Genomic DNA, 25,755 nt, shown 5'->3' with positions numbered 1-25,755 from the left:
AAACAAACTGCCTGCGAATTTAATACGAGGTCAGATTGCGAGTGTATATGGGTCGCATTCTCGATTTAGGAATATAATCTCTGAATGGGACAGTGTTTTTGAATACTGTTAAAAGTAGATATATTTGACTGCCAGGTTGAGAACTGCTAACGGTAGGCGTGGTTGCGGAATAGTGTGGTTCTGTACAACGCAATACTAATTAAAGCATTTTTTAGGATAATTAACGGTTTTGCAGGTACCTTTTAGCGTGAAGGCTTATTCATCGGGTTTGCGGGAGCGGGTGGCCGCTGCCTGTGGGCAGCCCGGGCGCACCGTGCGTCAAGTAGCGGTCCAATTCCCGCGTGTCGCTGTCCTTTGTTGGGAAGCTTCTGCACTGCCAACTTACCAGCGGTTAGCGGGCGGGCACTGCCGGCGGGCAGTGAACCCGGCTCCTTGCCTGGATGTGCCCACCCGCGCCGAGTTGGCCGCCTGCGCTAGCGGCCCGATGCCACCCCGGGCGAGCTACGCGTGTGGCTGGCCGCGCTGGGCAGACTGGCCGTAAGCCGGGCCACGCAGGGACGGGCCGTGGCGGCGCTGAACTAGTGGTCTGACAGTTTAATTTCGTCAGTTACTTTGGTTAGTTCGGCGTACCTGTTTTTCAATTTATCACGGGCCTTTTCGGTGGTGAATGACCAGTTGACCTTGACGGCCGCTGCGTTTCGTTTGGCTTCCCAGGCCACGGCCTCCGCTTCGAGTCGTTCCTGCGTGCCGATGCGTTGGTCCAGGCACTGGCGGGAAAGCGCGGCGAACTCAATTTCGGCCATATTGAGCCAGGAGCCGTGTTTGGGGGTGTAGTGGAATTCGAGTGTGTGCCGCAGCTTGCGGGCCGTTTCGACGGGCAGGTTTTCATAGAAGGCGCCGTAGCTGTGGGTGCTGTAGTTGTCTTGCACGAGCTTAATTTTCGGCGTTTCCGGGTAGTGGGTTTGCACGAGCCAGTCCATAAAATGGGCGTAGTCGGCTTTGGTTTTGGTCGTCGTCACTTGCAGATGGCGCTGGCCCGTGTCCAGGTTGTAGGCCAGCAGCACGTTACACACGCCTTTGCGCACGTATTCCTGGTGTTCTTTGCGCGTGGCGTTGGGCTTGGGTGGAATCGGGGTCAGCACGTGGTCCAGGAGTTGGCAGGGCCGTTCATCAAAGCAGAGGCGCACCACGCCCGCCTCGGCGGGCTGGCTGTACACGTCCAACACATCTTCCATGTTGGCCAGGTAGTCGCCCGTGATGGTGCCGATGCACCACATTTCGCTTAACCAAGGTTTGAGTTTGCTTTTTTTAACACTTGTCGAATCGCCTCGTTCGAAATCGTGTCGATGTAGCCCAGCGAAACCATGTTTTCGTTGAGCAAAGACAACGTCCAGCGGGAGGCACCAGCGGGCCACTCACTGCACGCCAGGCTCGTTATACGGGCCTCCACGGCCGCCGTCACCTTTGGCGGTTGCCCGCTGCGCGGGCGCTCTTCCAACGCATTGGCCAGGCCACCGTCCAGGTAACGGCGCTTGAGGCGGTGGTACTGGGTGGAGGAAATGCCTGCCTGGACTTGGACAGCCGACGCGCTGCCGCCGGCACCCATCCGCAACAGGGCGTTGGCCCGCGTGATGGTGCGGCTCTTGTGGGTACCCTTTTTGACAATGGCCCGCAGGGCAGATTGGTCCGCAAGCGGCAGATGAACGGGTTGTGTGGGGCGGGCCATGAGCGAGAAATGAAACGTGTCTTAGCAGAACTATCGCCCCCTAAATTAAGTTGTCAAACCACTAGCAGCGGAAAAAAGCGTCCACGCGGCCGAGCGCGGCACCCAGCGCGGGCGGGCGTTGCGGGCGGCCTTTGTCGAAGCGGTGCAAGTCGAAGATTTATCCTCCTACAGATGCAGCCGGAACGTGGTGCCGTGGCCCGCCTCGCTGGTTACCTCGATACGGCCGCCGTGGGCGAGCACCAGCCGGTTGACGAGAAAAAGGCCCACGCCGGTGCCGGCTGCCGCTTCGGGATGGAAGCGCCGGAACAGCTGGAACAGCTCCAAGCCGTGACGCTCCAAGTCGATGCCCAGGCCGTTGTCCTGTACTTCGAGCACGGGGTGGCCGGCTTCGCGGAAAGCGCGCAGGTGTACCCGCGGGGGGCGGGCGGGGTGGCGGTACTTCAGGGCGTTGGCCAGCAGGTTCAGCAGGATGGAGCGCAGGTTGACGCGCACGTACTCCAACTCGGGTAAGGTTTCAAAAGCCGTGCTGATGGAGGCTTGCGTTTCCTGCACTTCGCGGCTGAGCGTCTGATTCACTTCCGCCACCAGGTCGGCCAGCCGCACGATTTCGGTGGACTGATGGCCGCAGGGGCGCTCTTCCTGCACGATGGCCGCCAGGTCGGAAATGGTGGTGCTCAGGTCGTGCAGCGAGGTCTGCACCAGTTGCATTACCACGGCCTCCTCGGGGTCGTGAAAGGTGGCCGTGCGCCGCAGCTCGTCAAACAGTCCGGTCAGGTTATTAACCGGCTGCTTGAGGTCGTGGCTGGCGGCGTACACGAAATTGTCGAGGTCGAGGTTGGCGGCCGTGAGCTGGGCGTTGGCGGCCGTGAGCTGCGCGTTTTTCTGGGTGACCTCCTCTCGCGTATTCCGCAGCTCCTCCAGCGAGTCGCGCAGCTGCTGGTTCACGGCGCGCAGCTCGTTGTGGTAGGAGGCCACGTACTGCCGCCACTCATTTTTTTCGATGGCGTGGAACACCGTTTTCACGAGCATGCTCTGGTCGAACTGCTGCTTCACCAGGTAATCGAGGGCGCCGGTCCGGAGGGCGCGCATGGCCAGGCCTTCGCTGCCGCCGCCGGTTATCATCACCACGCACAGGGTTTCGGGGGGGGCCAGGGCCATCAGCTCGGCCAGCAGGTCCAGGCCGTCGGTGTCGGGCAGGTTGTAATCCAGCAGCACGCAGTCGGGCCGGTGGGCCGCGAATGCGGCCCGGGCCTCGGCGCCCGTGGCGGCCTCGCTAATTTCCAGCCGTTCGTGCCCTTCGGATTTGCTCAGGTAGCGCCGGTACAGGGTCCGGTCCTGCTCGTTGTCGTCGACCAGCAATATTCTTTTCACTGGTGCGGGCTTAAGTAATTTGGGGTAGTTCCGAGGCTTCCAGCCAGTACTGCAGGGCCAGCCGCAGCTTGTCTTCCAGCGCGGCGTACTGAATGGGCTTGGTGAGGTAGCCGTTGGCGCCCAGCTGGTAGCAGCGCTCCACGTCGCGGGTGCTGGAGGAGGTACTGAGCACGACGACCGGCAGGGCCTGCAGCCGGGGGTCCTTCTTGAGGGTTTCGAGCACCGTGCGTCCGTCGATGCCCGGCAGGTTCAGGTCGAGCAGCACCAGGGCCGGCAGCGTCGCGGGCCAGCCCGCCGCCTGGCCGTGCCCTTGCAGGTACGCCAGGGCTTGGTCGCCGTCTTCGCAGCGCACCACGGGGTTTTGCAGCGCGAGCTTGCGAAATACGCGGCTCAGGGCCGTGAAGTCTTCGGCGCTGTCTTCCACCACGAGGAGGGGCCGGAGGGGGTAGTTAATCAATTACAACGACTTGGGAAGCGTGAAATAAAACGTGGCGCCCTGCCCAGGCACCGACTCGACCCACAAGCTGCCGCCGTGCTTCTCCACCATTTTTTTGGCGATGGCCAGGCCCGCGCCGGTGCCGCCGTCGTACTTGTCCTGGGCGTGGAGGCGCTTGAAGAGCTTAAAGATGTTGACCTGGTGCCGGGCTTCGATGCCGATGCCGTTGTCGCGTACGTAAAAGGTATAGAACTCGCCGCCGGGCACGGCCTCCGCGGTGCCGGCCGTTGCCTCGGGCGGGGCCAGCCCCACCATTACGGTCTTGGCGGGCTTGTCGTTGTACTTCATGCCGTTGACAATCAGGTTGTGGAACACCTCCTGCAGCCGCACCCCGTCGGCGCGCACCGTGGGCAGCGGCCCCACCACCGTGAGCACGGTGTTGGTCTGCTCGAAGCGCGGCTGCAATAGCTCGGCCACCTCGGCCAGCACTTGGTTCAGGTTCACGTCGGCCACCACCAGGTCGGTGCGGCCCACGCGCGAGAGCTGCAGCAGCGACTCAATCAGGCCTTCCATGCGCTGGCTCAGGCGCACCAGCGTTTCGAGCTTGTGCACGCCCTCGGCGTCGAGGCGGTCGGCGTAGTCCTCCAGCAAAAACAGCGAGTAGTTGTGGATGCCGCGCAGGGGCTCTTTCAAGTCGTGCGAGGCCACGTAAGCGAACGAGTCCAGCTCGTCGTTGCTGCGCTCCAGCTCGCTATTGAGGCGGGCCAGGCTTTGGGCGCGGGCCTGCAGCTCGTTGAACACCTTGAAGCGCAGGTCGGAAATGTGCAGGCGGATTTCGCGGGCCGCGGCTATTTCCACGGGCTTCCACGGCGCGGCGGTGTTTTCCACCAGCTCCTTCCAGGCCTCAAACGACTGCCGGGGCGAGAGAAACATCTGCCCGTCGGTCAGCACTTTGGCCTTTTCCTGCTGGCCGGCCCAGGTCACGGTGCGCACCAACTCGGGCCGGAACCAGAGCAGGTAGTTGCGGGGCGCGTCGGTGAGGGCGGCGGCGATGAAGCCGCTGGCCGTGGCCCGCAGCGCCACCCCCGCCGGGTTGAGGGCGGGGTAGGAATTGGTGCAGAAGACGTCCGTTTTGGCGTTGGTCTGCAGCCACGCTATCAACTCCCGAATCTGGGCCGGCGTGGGCGTTGCGCCCACCGTCACCAGGTCGTCGTCGAAGTAAATGGCCGCCCCGCCGCACTCGAACACGTCCATTACCGTGGTTGCCTCCTGGTGCAGGCCGTCCACAAAATTGTTGTGGGCCGAGGCGTGCTCGAACAGCCGGGCCTGCTGCGCCCGAATGCGCAGCAGGTACTCGTCCTCGTCGTGCTGCTCCTTGCTGGGCAGCAGCGCCGAAAACGTCTTGCCGATGAACTGGCACAGCTCCCGCAGCTCGTAGCTCACCAGCCGGGGCGTGAGGTGGTGGCAGGTAATCATGCCCCACAGCCGGCCCTGGTTAATCAGGGAAATGGTCATGGTGGCCGCCGAGCCCATGTTACGCAGGTACTCCAGGTGCAGCGGCGACACGCTGCGCAGCGCCGCGTGGGTCATGTCGGGCGGGCGGTTGGTCACCGGGTTATTCACCGGCACCAGCGGCACGGGCGTGTAGGTCGCGCTGGGAATGAAGCGCAGCCAGTTTTTGAGGTACATGGCCCGCGCCTGCTGCGGCAGGTCCGAGGCCGGGTAATGCAGCCCCAGCCAGGGCGACAGGTCTTCGCGGATGGCCTCGGCAATGATTTCGCCGCTCTCGTCGGCCGCAAACCGGTAAATGGCCACCCGGTCGAAGCCCGTGATGGCGCGCACCTGCTCCACGGCGTGTTGGCAAAACTCCTGCACCTTGCTGGCGGCCAGCATTTGGCCTAGGGCCCCGTTCAGGAAGGACAGGTCGAGGGGTGCGGCGTTGGTTTCGGTCACCGGCTCAAACTCCAGCCATAGCAGCTCGTCGTAGCGGTGCAGAATAACCTTGTAGAACGGCTGCCCCGCCACGGCGTCCAGCCGCGCCCCCAGTAGCTTGGGAGCGTGGGTGAGCCCTTCCAGCAAGCCCTCGATTTCGGCCAGCCGCTCAGGCCCCAGCAGCTGGTCGAGCCCGCCGTACAGCAGGCTCTCGGCCGCCAGGCCAATCAGGGTGCCGGTGTTGGCGCTGGCTTGCACAATGCGCCGGGTGGTCGGGTCCAGGCACAGCAAAAAGCCGTAGGGCTGAATGGCCCCTGGGATGTGAATCGGCTCCCGGTCGCAGTTGGTGAGGGTGATGGGCACGCGGAGCATCGCCACGTCGGTCGGGCTCACGGTTGAGTTATCCACTGGTCAAGTCGTTGAAAAGTAAGGCGGGCCGAGGCCACAATTTCGTCCTGGTCGGGGCCCGCGGGGGCCGCTTCCGTCAGCAATTGGCAGAAGGCCTTCCACCGCGGCCCGGTCAGCGCGCCGTAGCCCGTAAAATAGGCGCGCAGCAAAATACCCGCCTGCGCCAGCTGCCGGGTGATGACCTGCCCGCCCAGCGTCGAGCCCTCCACCACGTACATCGCGCCCAGTAGCTGGGGCCGCGTGCGCAGCGGCGGCATGGCCGGGCACCAGGGCAGGTCGGGGGCGGATTCCGGCCGCTCCAAATCCGTCAGAATCAGGTGAGCGCGCAGGCGTTCGGGTACTTCCCAAGCCGCCGAAAAATCCGCCGCGTGCTCCTGCAGTGCCGTTTCGTAGGGCCGCAGGAAGCCGTACATCTTGGCCAGAAAACGCGCCGTGCCCAGCGCGGTCAGGGTGCCCGCCGTCAGGGCTTGGTTGAAATCGTTCTGCTCCAAGGCCTCGTGTTGGGGGCGGGTTTCGCTGCGCAGCCGCAACAACAGGGTCGGCGTTTGAGAAGTCGTAAGCAAGGCCGATGGGAAGGGGAAAGCTGCAAAAGGACCTAAGATAGCGGGCTAACGGCCCAAGTACGGCCCCGCAATCAATCTGTCAGCGGCTTAAAAAATGGCGGCGCAAGGAAAGTAGCTGCTGACAGTGGCAACAGACGGCTATATATTATTCAGGTGGTATTTCGTTGCGCCCGGCAATTTAAAATTCCAGGCCGGAGCTGCTGCCGTGCGCGGTCCAATCGGGTAACCCAACCAAGTGCCAGCCGCCGCCTCTTTATTTGCGTGAATCGCCCGGTGTTTCGGATGCCTCCATGCCTGCGGCCGGTACACCGTTCCATAAACCGTTCTTAACAATTGCGTAATGTTGCACTAGCGCTGAGGTAATCTCATCAGCGGAATTTTGCGGGACCATTCACTACGTTCACATTCTTGCTTTTTTCATGAAACTCGTTTTTACTCGTATTAGCAGCTTGGTGCTGCTGGTTGCCCTGGCGGTATCCTGTTCGCGTGAGGAGCAAGGAATTGCTCCCGCTACCCCAACTGCCGCCACCGTGAGCAGCGACGTCGCCACCCGCGACGGCAACCTGGCCATGGGCAACCCCAGCGGGGCCGTGACCGACGCCACGAACTCGCCCAACAACTACCTGATGACCAAAACCCAGTACACTCTGTCGTATAGCCGCGACAAGGGCAAAGCCAACTGGGCGAGCTGGCACCTGAGCCGCGCCTGGCTGGGCAGCACGCCCCGCCAGGACAATTTCGCTTCCGACGCGACGCTGCCTACTGGTTGGTTCCGCGCGGGCAGCACCAGCTACAGCGGCTCGGGCTTCGACCGGGGCCACGTCTGCCCCAGTGCCGACCGTACCGGTTCGATAGCCGATAATTCGGCTACTTTTCTCATGACCAACATGATGCCCCAAGCCCCGGTGAACAACCAGCAAACCTGGGCTGGCCTCGAGAACTACGCCCGCACGCTGGTGGGCCAGGGCTACGAGTGCTACATCGTGGCCGGCAGTTACGGCAGCGGCGGCACCGGCACCAACGGCTACGCCACCACCATTAGCAGCGGGCGCATTGTGGTGCCCAGCAACTGCTGGAAAGTACTGGTAGTGCTGCCCGAAGGCACCGGCGATGCCGGCCGCGTCACCACCGCCACCCGCATCATCGCCGTGAACATGCCTAACACCAACTCCATCGGCACGGCCTGGGGCAGCTACCGCACCAGCGTGGATGCCATCGAGTCGGCCACGGGCTACAACATCCTCTCGGCTGTGTCATCCAGCGTGCAGAGCGTGATTGAGGCTCGTGTAGATGCCGGCCCGACCAGCTGAGTAACCCTGCCTGACAAGCAAAAAGCCCGTGGTACTCATTGAGTGCCACGGGCTTTTTGTTAGCGCAGAAGAGTGATTAGAAACAAATAAGTTTTTGCCGCGGAATAAACAGCAAAGCTACGGCCAAGAGTAGATGCCTGGCAAACGGTACAGTGAGCTTGAAAAAAGATTATCAGCTATTTGCCTGTTAAAATACCGGCTATCTAATTCCAATCGCAGAAAACGAAAGCGTGAAAAAATATTGAAAAAAAATATCCAACAAAAACTTAACATTACGAATGAGCTGCCCGAGGTAATCATACCGTAATTTTGCATCGTGCTTCAACCCAAACACCCGTTGATGAAGCGCGGAACACTGCTCAACAGTGCGCCGCGAGAGGACCGGAAGGTTTTTGACGTCGTCGGTTTTGCCGGTTTTTCTAGTACTTTTTCTAGTTGTTGCCCCGCCACCGTTCCGGATTCCGAAACGGTTTTTTTATGCGCGGTCAGTTCGGTATTCAATTCCTCAACTTTTAAAGCTTTCCCTTTTAAAGCTAAACAGTATGGACACCAACATACTCTCTCCTAAAATGGCCGCTGCTACCATCGCCTCGGCCCGCGTGGCCCAGTTCATCCTCGGCCAGACGGACATCCGCGACTGCGTGCCCTTCCTGATTAACCGCGAAAACGTAATTTAAGAAGTTGCTTAGCCGGTACGCCGGCCGAACGTCACCCTCGCTTGGCTCTCGGGCAAGTGGGGGTGACCATTCGTTTTTATTTACTTACCTTATAGCTATGAAACTCGGAGCCATCACGTTACAGAATTCAGTATGCCTGGCCACTGCTCCATGGGACCTCAATGGAGCGGGCTACGAGCAGCTGGGCGCAATTTTTACCAAAACCGTGACCATGGAGCCCCGCGCCGGTCTGCCCGGCCACGATGGCATCCTGCAAGTGGCCGACCAGACGCTGCTGAATCGCACCGACATGCGCACGGAGGGCGCCGAGCTGCTGGTGCAGGAGCACCTGCCGCAGCTGCGGCGCTTTGGCGTGCCGGTGTTTGTGAGCATCACGGCTCCCGGCGTGCCGGGATTTCGCAAGATTGCGCGGTATTTGCAGCGCGAGGCCGGTACGCAATTGGCCGGCCTGGAAGTGTACATCACGGTGCCGCCCGGTGGTTCGGGGGCCGATGTGACGGCCCGATTCGTGCGCGAAGCCACCGAAGCCGTGCGCAATGAGCTGGGCGACGACGCGGCCGTGATTGTGAAGCTGCCGCCGTGGCCCGACCACATCCGGGGCTTGGCCTTGGGGGCGCAGGAAGGCGGGGCCACCGCCCTAGCTGCTACCAACACCCTGAAAGTGCTGCACCTGCCCACCGACCGCAACGCCGCCCCGCTGGTGGGCGGCCTCTCGGGCGAGGCCCTGCGGCCGCTGGCCCTGCGTTGCGTGTGGGAACTGGCCAACGACGACAAACTGACGTTACCCATCTTCGGCACCGGCGGCATTTTCACGCTGCGCGACGTGGAGGATTACCTGCGCGTGGGGGCCCAGGCCGTGCAGGTGGCCAGCGGCGAATGGCTCTCGCCGGGTCTGTCGGCGCGGCTGGCTTCCGAAGTAGCCCGGGCCACGCCCGTGGCCCGCTAAAGTGTTTCGAACCTTTCTCTTAAATCAAGTGAAAAGTTGAAAAAGTAAGGAATTAAAAGCACCGAATAATTTCTCACTTTTTCAACTTTTCTCTTTCAACTTTTAACTGAAATCCCGCCATGCAAAAGCTTCTCACCCGCGTTCAAACCGCCAATTCTCTGCTCTGTGTGGGCCTGGACCCTACGGGCGACGATGCCACCGTGGCCCGGCGGCTGCGCGAAGTAATTGCTGAATCGGCACCCTTCGCCGCTGCTTTCAAACCCAACCTCGCCTTCTTTCTGAGTCGTGAAAACGGAGTAGCGCTGCTCCAGGAAACCGTGCGCAGCATTCCGGCCGACATCCCCGTGATTCTGGATGGCAAATTCGGCGACATCGCCAATACCGCCGAGCAGTACGCCCGCTTCGCCTACGACATTGTAGGGGCCGATGGCGTGACCGTGAACCCCTACATGGGCGACGATACCATCCGACCCTTCGCCCGGCCCGGCAAGCTGGTTTTTTCGTTGGCGAAAACCTCTAACAAGCCCCAACACGGCCTGCAGGACGCGGCTATGACCCGCGGCGGCTCCATCAGCGACTGGGCGGCCCGGCTGGCCCGGCTCGTGGATGAGGAAATGCCGGAGTCTACCGTGGGCCTGGTGGTAGGAGCCACGGAGCCCGCTACGGTGGCCAAGCTCCGGGCCGCCTGCCCGGACCAGTGGTTCCTGGTGCCGGGCATTGGGGTGCAGGGCGGCGACTTGTCGGCCACGCTCCAGGCCGGGCTGCGGGCCGATGGCAGCGGGCTGCTCATCAACTCCTCGCGGGGAATCTGGCAGGCCCAGGATGCCGGCGCGGAAGCCCGGAAATTGATGGAACAGATAAACGAGCACCGCACCGTGAAGCACCCCGCCCACGCCTGACCAAAAAAGCCGCTTCACCGCGGCTTTTTGCATTCTGAATTTTCTGCAAGCAATGACCAATTCCACCGAAACCGTTACTTCTACCATCTTCGATGCCAGCGTGCTAGAGCAGCAGCTGCAGCGGGAAGACGCGCTGCTGCGCGGGCACTTCCGCCTGTCGTCGGGCCTGCATTCCGATACCTATGTGCAGTGCGCCCGCTACCTGCGCCGGCCGGAGCTGGCCGCCGCCGCCACCGCCGCATTGGCCGCCCAAATTCAGGCGGCCGGCTTGCGGCCTGATGTGGTAGTTGGCCCCGCCATGGGCGGCGTTGTCATTGGCTACGAGTTGGCCCGGCAGCTGGGTGTACCCGGTATTTTCACGGAGCGCGACGCCGATGGGCAGATGACTTTGCGGCGTGGGTTCACCATCGAGCCCGGCGAAAAAGTCATTATTGCCGAAGACGTAGTGACGACTGGCAAGAGCACTTTGGAAGTAGCTAAAGTGCTGCGCAGTATGGGGGCGGAGGTCCTGGCCGTGGCCTCGCTCATTGACCGCACGGGCGGGAAAGGCGGGCTTGATTTCCCGCATTTCGCGCTGCTTCCGGTCGTGGCAGCGACCTTTGCCCCCGAGAGCTGCCCCCTGTGCGCCGCCGGCGTGCCGGTAGTGAAGCCCGGTAGCCGGCCTGAGAAGGCATTTTGATAGATTCAACTAAAATTGAACGTCATGCTGAGCGCAGCGAAGTCGAAGCATCTCTACCGCTTCGTTGCGATTGATTAAGTTGATTAAGATTTACTAATGAGGTAGAGATGCTTCGACTCGCTGCGCTACGCTCAGCATGACGTTCTTCTCCTGACGTTCTGATATCATCAATGCCCAACACCACCCACACCATCCAGCTTACTCTGAAGCCCGGCCAGCACGACGGCGACGGCCAGCGCGTGGCCGAAGCCGCCGCCCGCCACCTGGGCCTGACCACCGGGCGCGTACGCAGCGCCGCCCTCTACACGGTGCGCTACCCGCTCACCGAAACCCAGCTGAGTGACTTTGCCACCCGCTGCCTCGCCGACCCGGTGCTGCACGACGTGCGCCTCAATGAGCTGACCGCCGCGCCCGGCTTCGCCACGTACATCCTCGTAGCTCGCCGCCCCGGCGTGACCGACGACGAAGGCACCTCGGCCCAAAACGCCCTCGCCGATATTCTGAATGAGCCGCTGGACGTGCACACACAGCACATCTTCAGCAAGAAGCTCTACCTGCTCGAAAACGACCTGCCCGAAGCCGACCTGCGCCGCATCGCGGAAGAGTTGCTGGGCAACAAGCTCATCAACTGGCTGGAAGTGGGCCGCGTGGCCGACGGCATCCGCGACTACACGCCGCGCCCCGGCGGTGGGGCCGAAGCCATCACCGAAGTCATTTCGCTGACCGGCCGCACCGACGCGGAGCTGCTGCAACTCTCGAAGGAGAACATCTACGCGCTGAACCTGGAGGAAATGCGGGCCGTGCGCGACTACTTCGCCGCCCCCGCCACGCAGGCCGAGCGCCAGGCCGCCGGCCTACCTGCTGACCCCACGGATTGCGAGCTGGAAATCATCGCTCAGACGTGGTCGGAGCACTGCAAGCACAAGGAGTTTGCGGCCCTGATTAACTACAAAGACTTGGAAACGGGCGAGGAAAAGCAGGTCGACTCGCTGTTCAAAACCTACATCAAAGACGCCACTTCCGAAGTAGACCGCCAGCTCCGCGCCAACGGCAACGACTGGCTGGTGAAAGTGTTCAGCGACAACGCCGGGGCCGTGCGCATCAACGCCGACTCGCTGTTTGTGTGGAAGGTGGAAACGCACAATTCGCCCTCAGCCATCGACCCCTACGGTGGAGCCATCACCGGCATTCTGGGCAACAACCGCGACCCGCTGGCCACTGGCATCGGCGGCGCGCGGCTGCTGTTCAACACCAACGTGCTGTGCTTTGGTAACCCTGAGTATGACGGGCCGTTGCTGACCGGGCAGCTGCACCCGCGCCGCATTCTGGAAGGTGTGCGCAAGGGTATCGAGGACGGCGGCAATAAATCCGGTGTTCCCACCGTGAACGGCGCCATCGTGTTCGACGACCGGTACGCCGGCAAGCCGCTGGTGTACTGCGGCACCGGCGCGGTGATGCCCATGCAGTTCGCGGGGCTCGATTCTTGGGAAAAGAAGATTGACGCCGGCGACCGGATTGTGATGGCTGGCGGCCGGGTGGGCAAGGACGGCATCCACGGGGCCACGTTTTCGAGCATCGAGCTGGACGAAACCGCGCCCGCCACGGCCGTGCAAATCGGCTCGCCCATCACCCAAAAGCTGGCGATGGATTTTCTGCTGCTGGCCGCCCGTCGCGGCCTGCTGAAATGCAGCACCGACAACGGCGCGGGCGGCCTCTCGTCCTCCGTGGGCGAGCTGGCCGGCATTTCGGGCGGCGCGGTGGTGGAGCTGGAAAAAGTGCCGCTGAAATACCCCGGCCTGCGGCCCTGGGAGATTTTCGTGAGCGAATCGCAGGAGCGGTTTACGCTGGTGGTGGAGCCCGGAAAAATGGCCGAAATCGCGGCGTTGGGCCAGGAAATGGAAGTGGAGCTGACCGACATCGGCCACTTTACTTCAGATGGTTTCCTGGACGTGCGCTTCGACGGCGCGCCGGTAGCTCGGTTGAACATGGAATTCCTGCACGAAGGCGTGCCGCGCAAAATCCTGGAAGCGGAGTGGACCAAACCCGCCGCCGCTGAGCCGCAAGTGCCCGCCCAAACCGACTACACCGCGACGCTGACGCAGCTGCTGGGCTCGCTCAATATCTGCTCGCGTGAGTCCGTCATTCGGCAGTACGACCACGAAGTGAAGGGCCGCACGATTGTGAAGCCCTTGATGGGCGCGACGGGCCAGGCCCCACAGGACGCGGCCGTGGTACGCTTCAATTTTGAGAGCTGGGAGGGCGTGGCCGTGAGCAACGGTATTATCCCGCGCTACGGCGACCTGGACGCCTACCACATGTCGGCCGGCGCCTTCGACGAAGGCGTGCGGCAGATTATCGCGGTGGGAGGGAAGCTGCCCAACCTGACTCCGGGCGACGGGATTTTCTGGTCGGTGAACGACAACTTCTGCGTGCCCGATTCGGTGTACGACCCCATTAGCAACCCCGACGGCAAGCAGAAGCTGGCCAAGCTGGTGCGCATGTGCGAGGCCCTGCGCGACGCCACGGCCGCCTACTGCATCCCGCTCACCAGCGGGAAGGACAGCATGAAAAACGACTTCAAGGCCGACGGCGTGAAGATTTCGGTGCCGCCCACCGTGCTCTACTCGATGACGGCCAAAATGGAGGACGTGCGCCGCGCCGTGACCAGCGACTTCAAACAGGACGACGACGTGGTGTACCTACTCGGCGAAACCCACGACGAACTGGGCGGCTCCGAGTTCTACGCGCTGCACGGCCAGCTGGGGGCCAACGTGCCGAAGGTTGATTTTGCCAACGCCAAGGCGCTGTACACGCTCATCGGCCAGGCCAACGACCAGGGCCTCATTCAATCCTGCCACGACCTGAGCGACGGCGGCCTCGCCGTGGCGCTGGCTGAAACCACCTTTGGCTACGGCTACGGAGCCGAGGTGGAACTGCCTGCCGCCGGCTTGCCGCTGGCCACGCAGCTTTTCTCGGAGTCGCACTCCCGTTTCCTGGCCACCGTAGCGCCGGAAGATGTAGTAGCTTTTGAGGCGCTGTTGGGCAGCCGTGGCACCCGGCTGGGCCGCGTGACACCAGACGGCCAGCTGACCGTGCGCCACGCTGGCCAAACCGTTGTTTCGGCCAGTACCGCTACGTTGCGCGCCGCCTGGACTAATGGGCCGGTGAATAAACTACTGGGAGTCGTTTCAAAGGACAATCTCAGCCACTCAAACTCGCTCTAAAAGCACAAGACCCTTTTCCATTGGCCCAAAAGACTTTTGAAATGGTACAAGAAGCTGCTCAAGGAGCACATAAAGTTCAATCGGAGGCACAAGCCGATAGTCCGGAATCGGCGGGCGCGGTACGGGCGCTGATTCTAACCGGGTTCGGCATCAACTGCGAGGAAGAATTCGCCGCGGCTTACCGCCTGGCGGGGGCCGAAGCCACCATCGTGCACCTCAACCAGGTGATGCACGGCCAGGTGAGCATCCACGATTTCGACGTGCTGAATTTCCCCGGCGGCTTTTCGTTTGGCGATGATTTGGGCTCGGGCGTGGTGCTGGCCAACAAGCTGCGCTACCGCCAGAACGGCCCCGACGGTCGCACGCTGCTTGATGACATCCGGCAGTTCATTGCCGCCGGTAAGTTCGTCTTTGGCATCTGCAACGGTTTTCAAGTGCTGGTGAAGTTGGGCCTGCTGCCCAACCTGGGCGGCAGCGTAACGCCCGAAGTCACGCTGACCCACAATGCCAGCGGCCGCTACGAGGACCGGTGGGTGACGCTGCGCGTGAATCCTAAAGCCAATACGCCCTTCCTCAAAGGAATTGACACGCTGGAAGTGCCCGTGCGCCACGGCGAAGGCCGACTGGTGATTCCCGACCAAGCCACCCAAGCCGCCATTGAAGCGGCCGGGCTGAACTGCCTGACTTACGCCGATTTTGACGGCGGCGCTACCGATGTTTATCCGTTCAACCCGAACGGCGCGGCCCTGAACTGCGCCGGCCTCAGCGACACAACCGGCCAGGTTTTCGGCCTGATGCCGCACCCGGAAGCGTTTTTGTCGGCTTACAACCACCCGGACTGGGCGCGCCGCCGCCGCGCTGGCCAGACCGACGAGGAGGGACAAGGGCTCCGGATTTTTAAGAATATTGTCGAACACATCACTCAACTGCACGCGGCGGCGGCTCCCGCTCCGCAATTTGCCACTCGCAACTAGCCTTTATACTTTGTGATGAACACGCTCACCCAATTCGCCTCCCCCCAACTCCCGTTGTTGCACCGCGGCAAAGTCCGCGACAGCCTGCGGGCGCCCTCCGGTGACCGCCTCATCATCGTCACCGACCGGCTTTCGGCCTTCGACAGCGTGCTGGAAACGGCCGTCCCGTACAAGGGCGCGGTGCTGAATGGCCTGGCTAATTTTTGGTTTGAAAAGACAGCCCACATCATCCCAAACCACGTCATCAAGCTCGTGGATGCCAATGCCATGCTGGTGAAAGAGGCCGAGCCTATTAAGGTGGAGATGATTGTGCGCCAGTACCTCACCGGTTCGATGTGGCGCGGCTACCAGGCCGGGCAGCGCACGTTTTCGGGGGTGACCGTGCCCGACGGGCTGACCAAAAACCAGCCCTTCCCGCAGGCCATTGTCACGCCGACTACTAAGGAGGAGTCGGACCGCGAAATCACGCCCGACAACTTGGTGAGCGAGGGCTGGGTAACCAAGGAATTGTACGACCAGATGGCCGTGAAGTCCCAGATGCTGTTTGCCGTGGGCTCGCAGCTGCTGGCTGAAAAAGGCATTATTCTGGTGGATACCAAGTATGAGTTTGGTCTGCTCAACGGCAAGCTGATTCTCATCGACGAGATGCACACGCCCGATTCTTCCCGCTTCTGGGCCGCCGAGGACTACGCCCGGAACCCCGAAACGGCCGAGCAGATGGACAAGGAATACGTGCGCCAGTGGCTCATTGCCAATAAAAAGGACGGCAAATATCCCCGCGCTCTCACGCCAGAAGTAGCTCAGGAAGCCAGCCGCCGCTACCTCGATATCTACCAGCGCATCGTCGGCGAGGCCCTGCCCACCGCTGAGCCCGAAACCACCGATGCCCCCGGCTCCGGCCGCCACGATGCCCGCGCCCGCCTGCTGGCCAACCTCGTAGCCGCCGGCTTGCTGAAGGATGCCTGGGTCAACATCGTGATGGCTTCGCCCGCTGACAAGGAGCACTGCGAGAAAATCCGCCAGCAGTTTGAAGGCTACAACATCTTCACTCAGCTGCGGGTGACGTCGGCCCACAAAAACGGCGAAACCATCGCGGGCATGGCCGAAATCTGGAACAACAGCATCGAGCCCGGCGTCATCATTGCCGTGGCCGGCTTTAGCAACGGCCTCGGCGGCGCGCTGGCGGCCAACGTGAACGTGCCCGTCATCAGCTGCCCACCGTGGAAGGATTACGCCGAACTGGCCATGAACCTCAACTCATCGGTTATCATGCCCAACGGCGCGCCTAACCTGACGGCGGTGCGCCCCGATAACGCCGCCCAGGCCGCCCTGCGCGCTCTGAACGTGCCCCGCCTGCGCGAGCGGCTGAGCCAGGACATCAAAGCCACTAAAGCCAAGCTGCAAGCAGCCGACGCGGAACTGCGGGTGCTGTAAAGAACCAAGAAACCAATGGAATACGCCGCGCTTAAGGAAGTAGTTACCGTTTACATCGAAGCCTACAACCGCTTCGATGTGGACGGCATGCTGGCACCCTTGCACGAGAAAGTAGTGTTCCGAAATATTGCCAATGGCGAAGTCAACCTGACCACAACCGGCAAGGGAGATTTTCGCGGCCAAGCAGAGCAAGCCACTCGGTATTTCTCCGAACGGGAGCAGCGCGTTACCCATTGGCAGCTGGCTGACAACCGGGTGGAAGTGGCCATTGACTACCGCGCTACGGTCGCTGTAGAGTTACTCAACGGGTTGAAGCCCGGCGATACCCTACGCTTGCAGGGCAAGTCCGTTTTCCGGTTCGATGACGGCAAAATCATTTCCATCGAAGACATTAGCGAAGACCTACCGCCCGCCTAAGTTCCCATTCCCTTGACTGATTCGAAAACTCTTCTCCTCCTCGGTTCCGGTGCCCGCGAGCACGCCCTGGCCGAAAAGCTGACCCGCGACGGGGCCACGGTGCACGTGCTGCCCGGCAATCCGGGCATCCCCAACAGTCACCCCGACGTAAACCCGCTGGATTTTAAGTTGGTGAAGGCCTTCGCCCAAGCCCACGACGCGGAGCTGATTGTAGTTGGACCGGAAGCCCCGCTAGCAGCGGGTATCACCGACTTTTTCGCCGGTTCCGATATCAAGGTTTTCGGCCCAACCCGCTCGGCGGCGCGGTTGGAAAGCTCTAAGGTGTGGAGCAAGGAGTTCATGCGCCGCCACGGTGTGGCTACAGCGCAGGCCTGGCCGTTTCGGAGCGACAACATTGCCGCGGCCCGCACCAAGGCCATCGAGCTGGGCGGGCACGTGGTGGTGAAGTACGACGGACTGGCCGCCGGCAAGGGCGTGTACGTGTGCTCGTCGCCGGAAGAAGCCGAAGCGGCGTTCGACGACCTGCAAACGAGCTATTCGGGCTGGTTTTCCTTCCTGCTCGAAGAAAAGCTGACCGGCCCCGAAATCAGCATCATCGGCCTAACCGATGGCCAGACCATCCGCCTGCTGGCTACTTCGCAGGACCACAAGCAGCTGCTGGCCGGCGACCTCGGCCCCAACACCGGCGGCATGGGCGCCTACTGCCCCGTGCCCTTCGCCGACGGCAATGTGCTGGCCGCCATCGCCCGCGATATCATCGACCCTACTCTGCGCGGGCTGCAAAACGAGCAGTTCGAGTTCTGCGGCTTCCTCTATTTTGGCATCATGCTCACGCCCAGCGGCCCCAAGCTGCTGGAATACAACGTGCGCCTCGGCGACCCCGAGGCCGAAGTCCTGCTGCCAGCCCTGGATAGCAGCCTGCTGGAACTGATTGAAGCGACTCTGGATGGCACGCTGGCTCGGCAAGGCGTGCGGCAGCGGTCCGGCGCATTCGTGGGCGTGGTGCTGGCCTCGGGTGGCTATCCGGCTCCGAAATTCCCCACCGGCTTCCCCATTTCGGGCCTGGATAATCTGCCGCCCGGCGTGCGGGCCTACCACGGGGCCACCCGCCGCAACGAAACCGGCCAGCTGGTGACCAATGGCGGCCGCGTCCTAGTCCTTACCGCCCACGGCCAGGACCTGGAAGAAGCCACCGCTCTGGCCTACGAAGCCTGCGCCCACGTCACCTTCCAGGATGCCTACTTCCGAACCGACATCGCCCAGCGTCCGGCCCCGGTCCTGACGGCCAGCGTTGTAAATTGAAGCCAGCAGCTCAGCCATACTAAATGAACCTCCTCACTTCATTCGAGCACTTTCGTCAGGCTCCTCTCCCTTTTGGTGAGGGGCTGGGAGGCAGAGTAGTCCGCTTGGCCATTCTGCTTTCGGGCCGGGGTTCCAACATGCTGGCTTTGGTCGAAGCGACAAAATCGGGCGTGTTAAAAGGCCTCGCCGAAGTGGTCGTCGTATTCAGCAACAAGCCCGATGCTTTTGGCCTCGAAGCGGCGGCAGCCCTGGGGTGCCCCGTAGCGGCGCTGCCCAGCCAGGGCCGCAAGCGCGAAGCTTTTGATACCGAAGCGGCCCAGCTGCTACAGCAGTATCAGCCCGATTTGGTGGTGCTGGCAGGCTACATGCGTATTCTGTCATCGGCGTTTATTCAGCCCTTTGCGGGCCGCATTCTCAATATTCATCCGGCTGATACTCATCAACACCAGGGCTTGCACGCTTACGAGTGGGCGTTTGAAAATCAGCTGCCCGAAACCAAAATCACCGTGCATCTGGTGGATGAGGGCTTGGATACCGGCCCCATTCTTGCCCAGCAGGCGGTTGATTTGCGCGGGGCCGATACGCTGGCGGAAGTGGAGCGCCGCGGGCTGGCCGTGGAGCATGCGCTGTACGCGCAGGCTTTGGCTGATTTGATTCAAAACAAACAGGCCGTCATGTCGAGTAAAAAAACATCATGCTGAGCTTGTCGAAGCATCTCTAGCTCAGGAGTAATTAATGCTACTGCAACGAAGCGAGCGAGATGTCTCGGCTGCGCTCGACATGACGTTCTTAAAAACACTTTATTAAATACCCCATCCCATGTGCGGAATAGTAGGTTTTCACGGTCCCGATAACGTTGTGGCCGATATGATTGTCGGCCTCACCGCCCTCCAGCACCGGGGGCAGGATGCGGCCGGCATCGCCACTTTTGATGATTCTTTCCATCTGCACAAAGGCCAGGGGCTCGTCAACGACGTGTTCAAGCCCAAGCACGTGAAGAAGCTGAAGGGCCACACCGGCATCGGCCATGTGCGCTACACCACGCAGGGAGCCAACGATTCGGACCTCGCGCAGCCCTTCACCACCAGCTACCCCTTCGGCTTGGCCATGGTGCACAATGGCAACGTCATCAACTTCCGCGAGGTGGCCAAGCGCTTGCACGAGCAGTACCACGTGCTGCCCAAAACCACCAACGACCTGGAGCTTATTATGTACACCTTCGCTTCGGAGCTACGCGTGAAAAACCTGGATAACATATCGGTGGTCGATATTTTCGATGCCGTCGAAACCACCCAGGAGCTGGTGAAGGGCGCCTACGCGACCATCACCATGATTGCCGGGCACGGCCTGCTGGCCTTCACCGACCCGCTGGCCATTCGGCCGCTGGTGCTGGGCCGCCGCGATACGCCCAAGGGCCCGGTGTACGCCTTCGTGTCGGAAAGCACCTGCTTTGATTACCTGGACTTTGAATTCATCGAAAACGTGGGCCCCGGCCAGGCCATTTTCATCGACAACAACTTCGAGGTGCACCGCAAGAACCCGTATGAGCTGCCCAAGCACTTCTGCGCGTTCGAGCAAATCTATTTCGCCCGCGAAGACTCCGTGATTCACGGCCGGCTGGTGGCCCGCGAGCGGGTACGCCTGGGCAAGCGCCTGGCCCGCAAGGTGGCCGACGCCGGTCTCAAGCCCGACATGGTGATTGACGTACCCAGCTCCGGTTACTTCGCCGCTTCCGGCTTGGCCGAAGCCATCGGCGTGCCTTATCGCCGGGCGCTGGTGAAAAACAACCACATGGGCCGCTCATTCATCGTGCCCACCCAGGCCGGCCGCGAGGACGTGGTGAAGAAAAAGCTCAACCCCATCCGCGAGTTTGTGGAAGGGAAAAAGGTGGCTGTAGTCGACGACAGCATCGTGCGCGGCACCACGTCGCGCCGTATCGTGCGCCTGTTGCGCGAGGCCGGAGCCACCGAGGTGTACTTCATTTCCAGCGCCCCGCCCATCGTGTCGCCCTGCATCTACGGCATCGACATGGCCATGAGCACCGAGCTGATTGCGGCCAACTTATCGGAGGACGAAATCTGCCGCTACATCGAAGCCGACCGCGTCATCTACCAGGATTTGGAGGATTTGGAAGAGCTGTTCTCTGAAGAAAAAGGCCACGGCGGCAGCTGTTTCGCCTGCTTCTCGGGCAAGTACCCCACGGGCGATGTGACCCACTACCTGCGCCACGTGCAGGAAGAGCGCGCCAGCCATCGCGGCGATAAAAAAGAGAAGAAAAACCTATCGGTAAGCGCCAAAGCGCCCGAGCCGACGGAGCACTAAGCATTACGCCATAACCTCACCCCCGGCCCCTCTCCCGCGGAGAGGGGAGCCTGACGGAAAATTTTATAAAGCTTACTAAAAAATCGCCCGCGCCACCGTAGCTCCCCTCTCCTGGGGAGAGGGGCCGGGGGTGAGGTCTCCCCGATGAACGACAACAAAAATAACCCCGCCGGCTACTCCATTGAAGAAGGCAACGCCGCCTCGCGCAACGCCTACAACTGGTCGAAAAAAACCTTCGCCAACCGGGCCGGCCTCCCCGGCGAGCCCGCCCAGGACCTCGACGGCGGCTTTTCCAACGAAATCCGTTTCGGGGCCGAGCGCCTCGGCATCAGCTCCGATGGCATCGGGACCAAAATTGAAGTGGCTGAGCGCTTGAATACCTACGACACCCTCGGCTACGACCTCATCGCCATGACGGCCGACGACCTCATCTCCGCCGGCTTCGTGCCCACCAACCTCTCCAACATCATCGACGTGAACCACCTCGACTACGATGTGGTGGACCAGCTGATGCATGGCCTGCACGATGCCGCCAACTTCACTAAAATCGCCATCACCGGCGGCGAAATCGCGGAGCTGGGCAACCGCATCGGCGGCTGGCCGGGCGCGAAGATGAACTTCAACTGGTGCTCCACGGCCATCGGCGTGCTTCACCCCAGCCTGGCTCAGCCCCTAAGCGGCAAAACCGCCCAGGCCGGCCACGTGGTGGTGGCCCTGCGCTCGCCCTCGTTCCGTTCCAACGGCTACTCGCTGGCCCGCAAAACCCTGCAAAAGGTCTTCGGCGACAATTGGCACGAAGCGCCCTACGACGGCACCGACGCTGACCGGTACGCTACCTGGGGCGCGGCCATGCTCGCGCCCTCGCTCATCTACTCGCCCGGCGTCACGGCCCTGCTCGATGCCGGCCTGCCCCTGCACGGCATCGCCCACATCACCGGCGGCGGCGTGGCCGACAACTTCCAGCGCGTGCTCAAAAACGGCCTCGGCGCGGTGCTCGATAACCTGTTCGAGCCCCTGCCCGCCATGCAGCGCCTCTGCGAAATCGGCGACATCACCGCCGAAACCGCCTACCTCTACTGGAACATGGGCACCGGCATGCTGATTGTGACGGAAGAAGCCAGCGCCGCTGCCGTAGTGGCCTCGCTGCAAGCCAGCGGCTACGATGCGCAAGTGGCGGGCCACCTCACCGCTGAAGCTGGCGTGACGCTGCGCGTGGGCGCGGGCGAGTTGCGATATGCGTAAACCCTAACGAGTCGGCCGCCAGTTGGCTAAGCACCCGCTGTAACCGGTATGAACTATTACTGCCACGACAATTTTGAAAAACTCCCAGCTACTGCTTGGCAGCTCGTGCTTGAGCAAACCTTGGTAATTGCCACGCACATGGAGATAAGTAGAGTCTTTGCCGAAGGGCAATTGCCTCAGGCACTTGCCGCTGCGATGGTTCCGGTGCCACCCCACATTAAAAGGCCATATGTTGCCACCCATCGATTCATTTTAACTCCGGCCGTGGTTGCTGAAGCACGGGCCAAATCATACAATGAGTGGAATAACTATGAGGCGGAAGACCCAGCTTTCTATCAGGAAGATGTGCTTCTTCTCGGTACAATAACCCATGAGGATTACGTCGTCATGCGATTAAGTGAGGGTGAAAGAATGATTTTGAAAAACCAAGGCATTGATTTTTGGTGTAATTGGGACTAGGAGTGGCCCCGGCACACAAAGTTCTCACGCCCCACGCACCGGGCGCTTTTCCAGAATGAGCTGGGTGCGGTAATCATAAAGGCTCATTTCGAGGCCAACGGGATAAATGTGGGGGTTGAGGAAGCGGCGGATGCCGGGGTCGAGGCTTTGCACTTCGCGCTGGGCGTGGGCGCGGCTTTCGGCCAGGGTGGGCAGGTCCAGCACGCGTTGGCCCTGGCGGAATACCGGCTCCAGCAGCTCGCGGAAGGTGGTTTCGGGCTTGATGACCAGGCGGCGGGTGTTGTCGGCCGGGTCCACAATAGTGAGCTGGTCGGGGAGGGGCTCGGCGGTGTTGTAGAGCATATCGGCGCGGGGCTTGCCGTATTCATTCAGATAACGGCGCACTTGCAGAATGCCGGGAATGCTGGTTTTGGCCACCTGCTCGGAGAGCTTGATGGTGAAGTCCCAGCCCGAGTCATCGGCTTTGCGCAGGGCGGCCAGCTTGTAGACGCCTCCTAGCGCGGCCTGATTGTAGGCCGTCACGAGCTGCGTGCCCACGCCCCAGGTATCGATGCGGGCCCCCTGCTGCTTGAGGCTGGTAATGAGGTTTTCTTCCAAATCGTTGCTGGCCACGATGCGCGTTTCGGTGAAGCCGGCCTCGTCGAGTACCGCCCGCGCCTCGCGGCTGAGGTAGGCCAGGTCGCCCGAATCGAGGCGGATACCAGCCAATTCGTAGCCATTGGCGCGCATCTCCCGGGCCACCTTGATGGCCTGGCGCACGCCCTCGATGGTATCGTAGGTATCGACGAGAAACACCGAGTCGTCGGGGAACGCCTGGGCGTAGGCCGAAAACGCCTCTGTTTCATTGGCAAAGGCCTGCACCCAACTGTGGGCGTGGGTGCCGCGCACCGGAATGCCATAGCGCATCCCGGCCAGCACGTTGGAGGTAGCATCGGCCCCGCCGAGGTAGGCGGCGCGGCTCGCCCCCAGGCCCCCATCAAAACCCTGGGCGCGGCGCAGGCCGAACTCCAGCACCTGGTCGGTGGGCCCGGTGGCCTCGCGGATACGGGCGGCTTTGGTGGCCACCAGGGTTTGAAAGTTAATGAGCGTGAGCAGCGCCGTTTCCAGCAGCTGGGCTTGCAGCAGCGGCCCGCGCACCCGCAACAGCGGCTCGTTGCCGAATACCACGGTGCCTTCGGCCACAGCGTCAATATCGCAGGTGAATTTCAGTTGGCGCAGGTATTCCAGGAATTCGGCCGGAAACATGACCGTGCCTTTACTGCCGCGCAGGCTGCCGAGGTAGGCGAGGTCATCGTCGGAAAATTTCAGGTTTTCGACCCAGTCCACGGCCAGTGCCAGCCCGGCCGCCACCGCGTAGCCGCCTTGAAACGGCGCTTTGCGGAAATACAGGTGAAATACGGCCTCGCGGTCCTGCATGCCCTGTTGCCAGTAGCCGTAAGCCATCGTGAGTTGATACAAATCGGTAACGAGGGCGAGCGAAGGCGTGTAGAGGCCGGATAGCGGGGCAGGGTTCATGTGGGCAAAGTACGGGAATCTCCGCTTCAGTCCGCGCAAACTGCCCCCGCAACCGGGGCCGCCAAATCGGTCCGGTACTACCTTGCCATCCTATGTCAAAACCTGCGAAACCAACTGCCTCAAAACCGAAAGCAAGCCTTTTTGGTCGTTTTCTGCGCCTTCCGTGGCGCTTGGGCTTGGGTATCCTCGCGGGCGGGCTCGCGTTTTTTCTTACTTCCGATTCGTTGACCCCACTGGCCCGCGCCGTGGCGGGCTGGGACGGGTTTGCGGTCACCAGCCTGGCACTCATTATCCTGAGCATGCGGCTGGCTGATGTTGATGACATCCGGCGGGTGGCGGCCAGCGAGGACTTTCCCCGCAGTGCCGCTTCCGCCGTGGTAATTGGCGGGGCGCTGGCCAGCCTGATAGCCGTGGTGAGCCTGTTGAGCACGCTCAAAAGCCTGCCCGAAAAAGGCAAAGTGCTGCATTTGGCGCTGGGGGTGGGGGCCGTGGCCTTGGCGTGGGCGCTGGTGCATTGCGTGTTTACGCTCCGCTACGCCCACGCTTACTACGACACCGATGAGCAGGGCAACGACTGCGGCGGCCTGGTGTTTCCCGACGACACCGGCAAGGACGACCAGGACAAGCTCGAACCTAATTACCTCGATTTTGCCTATTTCTCCTTCGTAGTGGGCATGACGGCCCAAACCGCTGACATTGGCATCAGCAGCCGCGATATTCGCCGCACGGCCCTGCTGCACAGCCTTATTTCCTTCCTCTTCAACACGGTCATCGTGGCCCTCACCATCGGCACCATCGGCGGAATGCTGAACTGAGCCGGGCGTTGAGCAGATTGGCGTTGGAACCAGAAATAATGTCCGACGCCCCGCCGCGCTCAGGAAATAAGGCCCCGGCTCACGGCCAGCTTGATGAGGGCGGCCGTGTTCTTGGCCTGGGTTTTGGCAATGATGTTCTGGCGGTGGGTTTCGGTGGTGCGCTTGCTGATGAAAAGCTTGTCGGAAATCTCCCCGTTGGTCAGGCCTTCGGCAATGAGTTTAAGCACCTCCAGTTCGCGGGCGGTGAGGTCGGCCCCGGTGTTGCCGCTGGTTTCGTCGGTTTGGCTTACCGATTGACCAACCAACTTATACAGCATGTTGAGCCCAATTTCAGTGCACAAAAACGGGTTGCCGGCCGCCACCGTCCGGATGGCGTGCGTGATTTCGCCGATGGCCGCGTTCTTCAAAACGTAGCCCAATGCCCCGGCCTCCATCATGCGGGCCACGTAGTTTTCGTGGTCGAGCATGGTGAGCACCAGCACCCGCACCTCGGGAAAGCGGCGGCGCAGCTCGGGCATGGTCGCAAAACCATCGAGTACGGGCATTTGCACGTCCATCAGCACCACGTCGACGGGGGTAGTTTCGAGAATCGTCAGCACTTCGGCTCCGTTGCTGGCCTCGCCCACTACCTCGAGGTCGGGCTCGGCCGAAAGCAGTGCCCGGATGCCGTCGCGCAGAATAGTGTGGTCATCAGCAAGTAATAAGCGAGTCATAGCTAGGAAAAATATATAAATCACGAAACGAGTGGTAGCCGACAAGGTTGGGCCCCCTCCTGCATACGTGCTGCCTTCCTCCGTATTTGTATCAAATACGGAGGAAGGCAGCACGTATGCAGGAGGGATTTATACGGCTTTTAGAGCGGTTTCCTGTTCCGTGTACAGATTTTCACCTATTTTTCGGTATGAAAGCGTATTCGATTGATTTGCGGGAGCGTGTGGTGGCCGCCTGTGCCCTGCCAGGGGTCCGCATTTATCAGGTGGCGGCCCAGTTTAGGGTATCCATCGCCTTTGTGGACAAACTCTTGTGCCGGCAGCGCACCACGGGTTCGGTGGCGGCCTTGCCGCCCAGCGGCGGTCCTGCGCCGCGGCTGGACCCGGCGGGCCG

The 25,755-nt window shown here is 61.6% G+C and carries 25 protein-coding genes; 16 read left to right on the top strand and 9 right to left on the bottom strand.

Annotated features, from left to right (window positions below; genetic code table 11):
- Window positions 1–578: 578 nt before the first annotated feature.
- The 6 genes from IEW17_RS07445 to IEW17_RS07420 all read right to left on the bottom strand — a co-directional run bounded on the left by IEW17_RS07445 (window position 579) and on the right by IEW17_RS07420 (window position 6,436).
- A complete protein-coding gene (locus IEW17_RS07445) occupies window positions 579–1,277 on the bottom strand; it encodes an IS630 family transposase (RefSeq protein ID WP_188561408.1) in 699 nt (232 codons plus the stop codon).
- A 5-nt stretch (window positions 1,278–1,282) separates the two neighbouring features.
- A complete protein-coding gene (locus tag IEW17_RS07440) occupies window positions 1,283–1,726 on the bottom strand; it encodes a helix-turn-helix domain-containing protein (protein ID WP_188561407.1) in 444 nt (147 codons plus the stop codon).
- 165 nt (window positions 1,727–1,891) lie between these two features.
- On the bottom strand, window positions 1,892–3,097 hold the full coding sequence (locus IEW17_RS07435) for a sensor histidine kinase (RefSeq protein ID WP_188561406.1): 1,206 nt from the start codon (window positions 3,095–3,097) through the stop codon (window positions 1,892–1,894).
- A 10-nt stretch (window positions 3,098–3,107) separates the two neighbouring features.
- Window positions 3,108–3,554, bottom strand: coding sequence for a response regulator (locus tag IEW17_RS07430; RefSeq protein WP_188561405.1), 447 nt, complete (start codon window positions 3,552–3,554; stop codon window positions 3,108–3,110).
- Window positions 3,555–5,873 carry an ATP-binding protein gene (locus IEW17_RS07425; RefSeq protein ID WP_188561404.1) on the bottom strand — a complete coding sequence of 773 codons (2,319 nt, stop codon included), beginning with the start codon at window positions 5,871–5,873 and terminating at the stop codon, window positions 3,555–3,557.
- Window positions 5,855–6,436 carry a biliverdin-producing heme oxygenase gene (locus tag IEW17_RS07420; protein WP_188561403.1) on the bottom strand — a complete coding sequence of 194 codons (582 nt, stop codon included), beginning with the start codon at window positions 6,434–6,436 and terminating at the stop codon, window positions 5,855–5,857. Before IEW17_RS07420 ends, IEW17_RS07425 begins: the two co-directional genes overlap by 19 nt.
- Window positions 6,437–6,855: 419 nt before the next feature.
- Here IEW17_RS07420 and IEW17_RS07415 point away from each other — a divergent pair, with 419 nt between their 5' ends.
- Entirely contained in the window at window positions 6,856–7,746 is an 891-nt protein-coding gene (locus tag IEW17_RS07415; protein ID WP_188561402.1) for a DNA/RNA non-specific endonuclease, read from the top strand.
- Window positions 7,747–8,067: 321 nt separating this feature from the next.
- Here IEW17_RS07415 and IEW17_RS07410 read toward each other — a convergent pair whose 3' ends face one another.
- The gene (locus tag IEW17_RS07410; RefSeq protein WP_188561401.1) at window positions 8,068–8,247 is read right to left on the bottom strand and encodes a hypothetical protein; all 180 of its coding nucleotides are present in this window, start codon (window positions 8,245–8,247) and stop codon (window positions 8,068–8,070) included.
- Between the two features lie 41 nt (window positions 8,248–8,288).
- Between IEW17_RS07410 and IEW17_RS21240 the strand changes: the two genes are divergently transcribed.
- The 13 genes from IEW17_RS21240 to IEW17_RS07350 all read left to right on the top strand — a co-directional run bounded on the left by IEW17_RS21240 (window position 8,289) and on the right by IEW17_RS07350 (window position 22,321).
- Window positions 8,289–8,423: a hypothetical protein gene (locus IEW17_RS21240; RefSeq protein ID WP_262891824.1), complete on the top strand. Its 135-nt coding sequence runs from the start codon at window positions 8,289–8,291 to the stop codon at window positions 8,421–8,423.
- Window positions 8,424–8,520: 97 nt separating this feature from the next.
- Window positions 8,521–9,369: a dihydroorotate dehydrogenase gene (locus IEW17_RS07405; RefSeq protein WP_188561400.1), complete on the top strand. Its 849-nt coding sequence runs from the start codon at window positions 8,521–8,523 to the stop codon at window positions 9,367–9,369.
- A 119-nt stretch (window positions 9,370–9,488) separates the two neighbouring features.
- A complete protein-coding gene (pyrF, locus tag IEW17_RS07400; protein ID WP_188561399.1) occupies window positions 9,489–10,268 on the top strand; it encodes an orotidine-5'-phosphate decarboxylase in 780 nt (259 codons plus the stop codon).
- Window positions 10,269–10,320: 52 nt separating this feature from the next.
- Entirely contained in the window at window positions 10,321–10,947 is a 627-nt protein-coding gene (gene pyrE, locus IEW17_RS07395; protein ID WP_188561398.1) for an orotate phosphoribosyltransferase, read from the top strand.
- Window positions 10,948–11,117: 170 nt separating this feature from the next.
- Entirely contained in the window at window positions 11,118–14,171 is a 3,054-nt protein-coding gene (locus tag IEW17_RS07390; RefSeq protein WP_188561397.1) for an AIR synthase-related protein, read from the top strand.
- A gap of 41 nt (window positions 14,172–14,212) precedes the next feature.
- Complete coding sequence (locus tag IEW17_RS07385) at window positions 14,213–15,145, top strand: phosphoribosylformylglycinamidine synthase subunit PurQ (RefSeq protein ID WP_188561396.1); 933 nt, start codon at window positions 14,213–14,215, stop codon at window positions 15,143–15,145.
- Window positions 15,146–15,160: 15 nt separating this feature from the next.
- On the top strand, window positions 15,161–16,579 hold the full coding sequence (locus tag IEW17_RS07380) for a phosphoribosylaminoimidazolesuccinocarboxamide synthase (RefSeq protein ID WP_229748865.1): 1,419 nt from the start codon (window positions 15,161–15,163) through the stop codon (window positions 16,577–16,579).
- Window positions 16,580–16,594: 15 nt separating this feature from the next.
- Window positions 16,595–16,996, top strand: a complete 402-nt coding sequence (locus IEW17_RS07375; protein WP_188561394.1) for a nuclear transport factor 2 family protein — start codon at window positions 16,595–16,597, stop codon at window positions 16,994–16,996.
- A gap of 12 nt (window positions 16,997–17,008) precedes the next feature.
- Window positions 17,009–18,298, top strand: coding sequence for a phosphoribosylamine--glycine ligase (purD, locus tag IEW17_RS07370; RefSeq protein ID WP_188561393.1), 1,290 nt, complete (start codon window positions 17,009–17,011; stop codon window positions 18,296–18,298).
- A gap of 104 nt (window positions 18,299–18,402) precedes the next feature.
- A complete protein-coding gene (gene purN, locus IEW17_RS07365) occupies window positions 18,403–18,999 on the top strand; it encodes a phosphoribosylglycinamide formyltransferase (RefSeq protein WP_229748864.1) in 597 nt (198 codons plus the stop codon).
- A 118-nt stretch (window positions 19,000–19,117) separates the two neighbouring features.
- Window positions 19,118–20,620, top strand: coding sequence for an amidophosphoribosyltransferase (purF, locus tag IEW17_RS07360; protein WP_188561391.1), 1,503 nt, complete (start codon window positions 19,118–19,120; stop codon window positions 20,618–20,620).
- 144 nt (window positions 20,621–20,764) lie between these two features.
- The gene (locus IEW17_RS07355; protein ID WP_188561390.1) at window positions 20,765–21,862 is read left to right on the top strand and encodes an AIR synthase-related protein; all 1,098 of its coding nucleotides are present in this window, start codon (window positions 20,765–20,767) and stop codon (window positions 21,860–21,862) included.
- 48 nt (window positions 21,863–21,910) lie between these two features.
- Window positions 21,911–22,321, top strand: a complete 411-nt coding sequence (locus IEW17_RS07350; RefSeq protein ID WP_188561389.1) for a hypothetical protein — start codon at window positions 21,911–21,913, stop codon at window positions 22,319–22,321.
- Window positions 22,322–22,345: 24 nt separating this feature from the next.
- Here the strand turns inward: IEW17_RS07350 and IEW17_RS07345 are convergent, their stop codons facing one another.
- Window positions 22,346–23,836 (bottom strand): nicotinate phosphoribosyltransferase, encoded by a 1,491-nt coding sequence (locus IEW17_RS07345; RefSeq protein WP_188561388.1) that lies wholly within the window; start codon window positions 23,834–23,836, stop codon window positions 22,346–22,348.
- 224 nt (window positions 23,837–24,060) lie between these two features.
- Here IEW17_RS07345 and IEW17_RS07340 point away from each other — a divergent pair, with 224 nt between their 5' ends.
- Window positions 24,061–24,651, top strand: coding sequence for a DUF1345 domain-containing protein (locus tag IEW17_RS07340; protein WP_188561387.1), 591 nt, complete (start codon window positions 24,061–24,063; stop codon window positions 24,649–24,651).
- A 59-nt stretch (window positions 24,652–24,710) separates the two neighbouring features.
- Here IEW17_RS07340 and IEW17_RS07335 read toward each other — a convergent pair whose 3' ends face one another.
- Window positions 24,711–25,364: a response regulator gene (locus IEW17_RS07335; RefSeq protein ID WP_188561386.1), complete on the bottom strand. Its 654-nt coding sequence runs from the start codon at window positions 25,362–25,364 to the stop codon at window positions 24,711–24,713.
- Window positions 25,365–25,552: 188 nt separating this feature from the next.
- Here IEW17_RS07335 and IEW17_RS07330 point away from each other — a divergent pair.
- Window positions 25,553–25,755: hypothetical protein (locus IEW17_RS07330; protein ID WP_373286158.1), on the top strand; the 203-nt coding region annotated here is incomplete at its 3' end.

This window comes from Hymenobacter frigidus (assembly GCF_014640435.1).
In the GTDB taxonomy this organism is placed as follows: domain Bacteria; phylum Bacteroidota; class Bacteroidia; order Cytophagales; family Hymenobacteraceae; genus Hymenobacter; species Hymenobacter frigidus.
Note: the sequence above shows the minus strand (reverse complement) of the source record. Positions and strands in the feature narration are given on the sequence as shown.

Bases quoted from the DNA above. Each gene is read 5' to 3' on its own strand.
- IEW17_RS07445 (WP_188561408.1), bottom strand. From the start codon at position 1,277: ATGTGGTGCATCGGCACCATCACGGGCGACTACCTGGCCAACATGGAA.
- IEW17_RS07440 (WP_188561407.1), bottom strand. From the start codon at position 1,726: ATGGCCCGCCCCACACAACCCGTTCATCTGCCGCTTGCGGACCAATCT.
- IEW17_RS07415 (WP_188561402.1), top strand. From the start codon at position 6,856: ATGAAACTCGTTTTTACTCGTATTAGCAGCTTGGTGCTGCTGGTTGCC.
- IEW17_RS21240 (WP_262891824.1), top strand. From the start codon at position 8,289: ATGGACACCAACATACTCTCTCCTAAAATGGCCGCTGCTACCATCGCC.
- IEW17_RS07405 (WP_188561400.1), top strand. From the start codon at position 8,521: ATGAAACTCGGAGCCATCACGTTACAGAATTCAGTATGCCTGGCCACT.
- pyrF (WP_188561399.1), top strand. From the start codon at position 9,489: ATGCAAAAGCTTCTCACCCGCGTTCAAACCGCCAATTCTCTGCTCTGT.
- pyrE (WP_188561398.1), top strand. From the start codon at position 10,321: ATGACCAATTCCACCGAAACCGTTACTTCTACCATCTTCGATGCCAGC.
- IEW17_RS07390 (WP_188561397.1), top strand. From the start codon at position 11,118: ATGCCCAACACCACCCACACCATCCAGCTTACTCTGAAGCCCGGCCAG.
- IEW17_RS07385 (WP_188561396.1), top strand. From the start codon at position 14,213: ATGGTACAAGAAGCTGCTCAAGGAGCACATAAAGTTCAATCGGAGGCA.
- IEW17_RS07380 (WP_229748865.1), top strand. From the start codon at position 15,161: ATGAACACGCTCACCCAATTCGCCTCCCCCCAACTCCCGTTGTTGCAC.
- IEW17_RS07375 (WP_188561394.1), top strand. From the start codon at position 16,595: ATGGAATACGCCGCGCTTAAGGAAGTAGTTACCGTTTACATCGAAGCC.
- purF (WP_188561391.1), top strand. From the start codon at position 19,118: ATGTGCGGAATAGTAGGTTTTCACGGTCCCGATAACGTTGTGGCCGAT.
- IEW17_RS07355 (WP_188561390.1), top strand. From the start codon at position 20,765: ATGAACGACAACAAAAATAACCCCGCCGGCTACTCCATTGAAGAAGGC.
- IEW17_RS07350 (WP_188561389.1), top strand. From the start codon at position 21,911: ATGAACTATTACTGCCACGACAATTTTGAAAAACTCCCAGCTACTGCT.
- IEW17_RS07345 (WP_188561388.1), bottom strand. From the start codon at position 23,836: ATGAACCCTGCCCCGCTATCCGGCCTCTACACGCCTTCGCTCGCCCTC.
- IEW17_RS07335 (WP_188561386.1), bottom strand. From the start codon at position 25,364: ATGACTCGCTTATTACTTGCTGATGACCACACTATTCTGCGCGACGGC.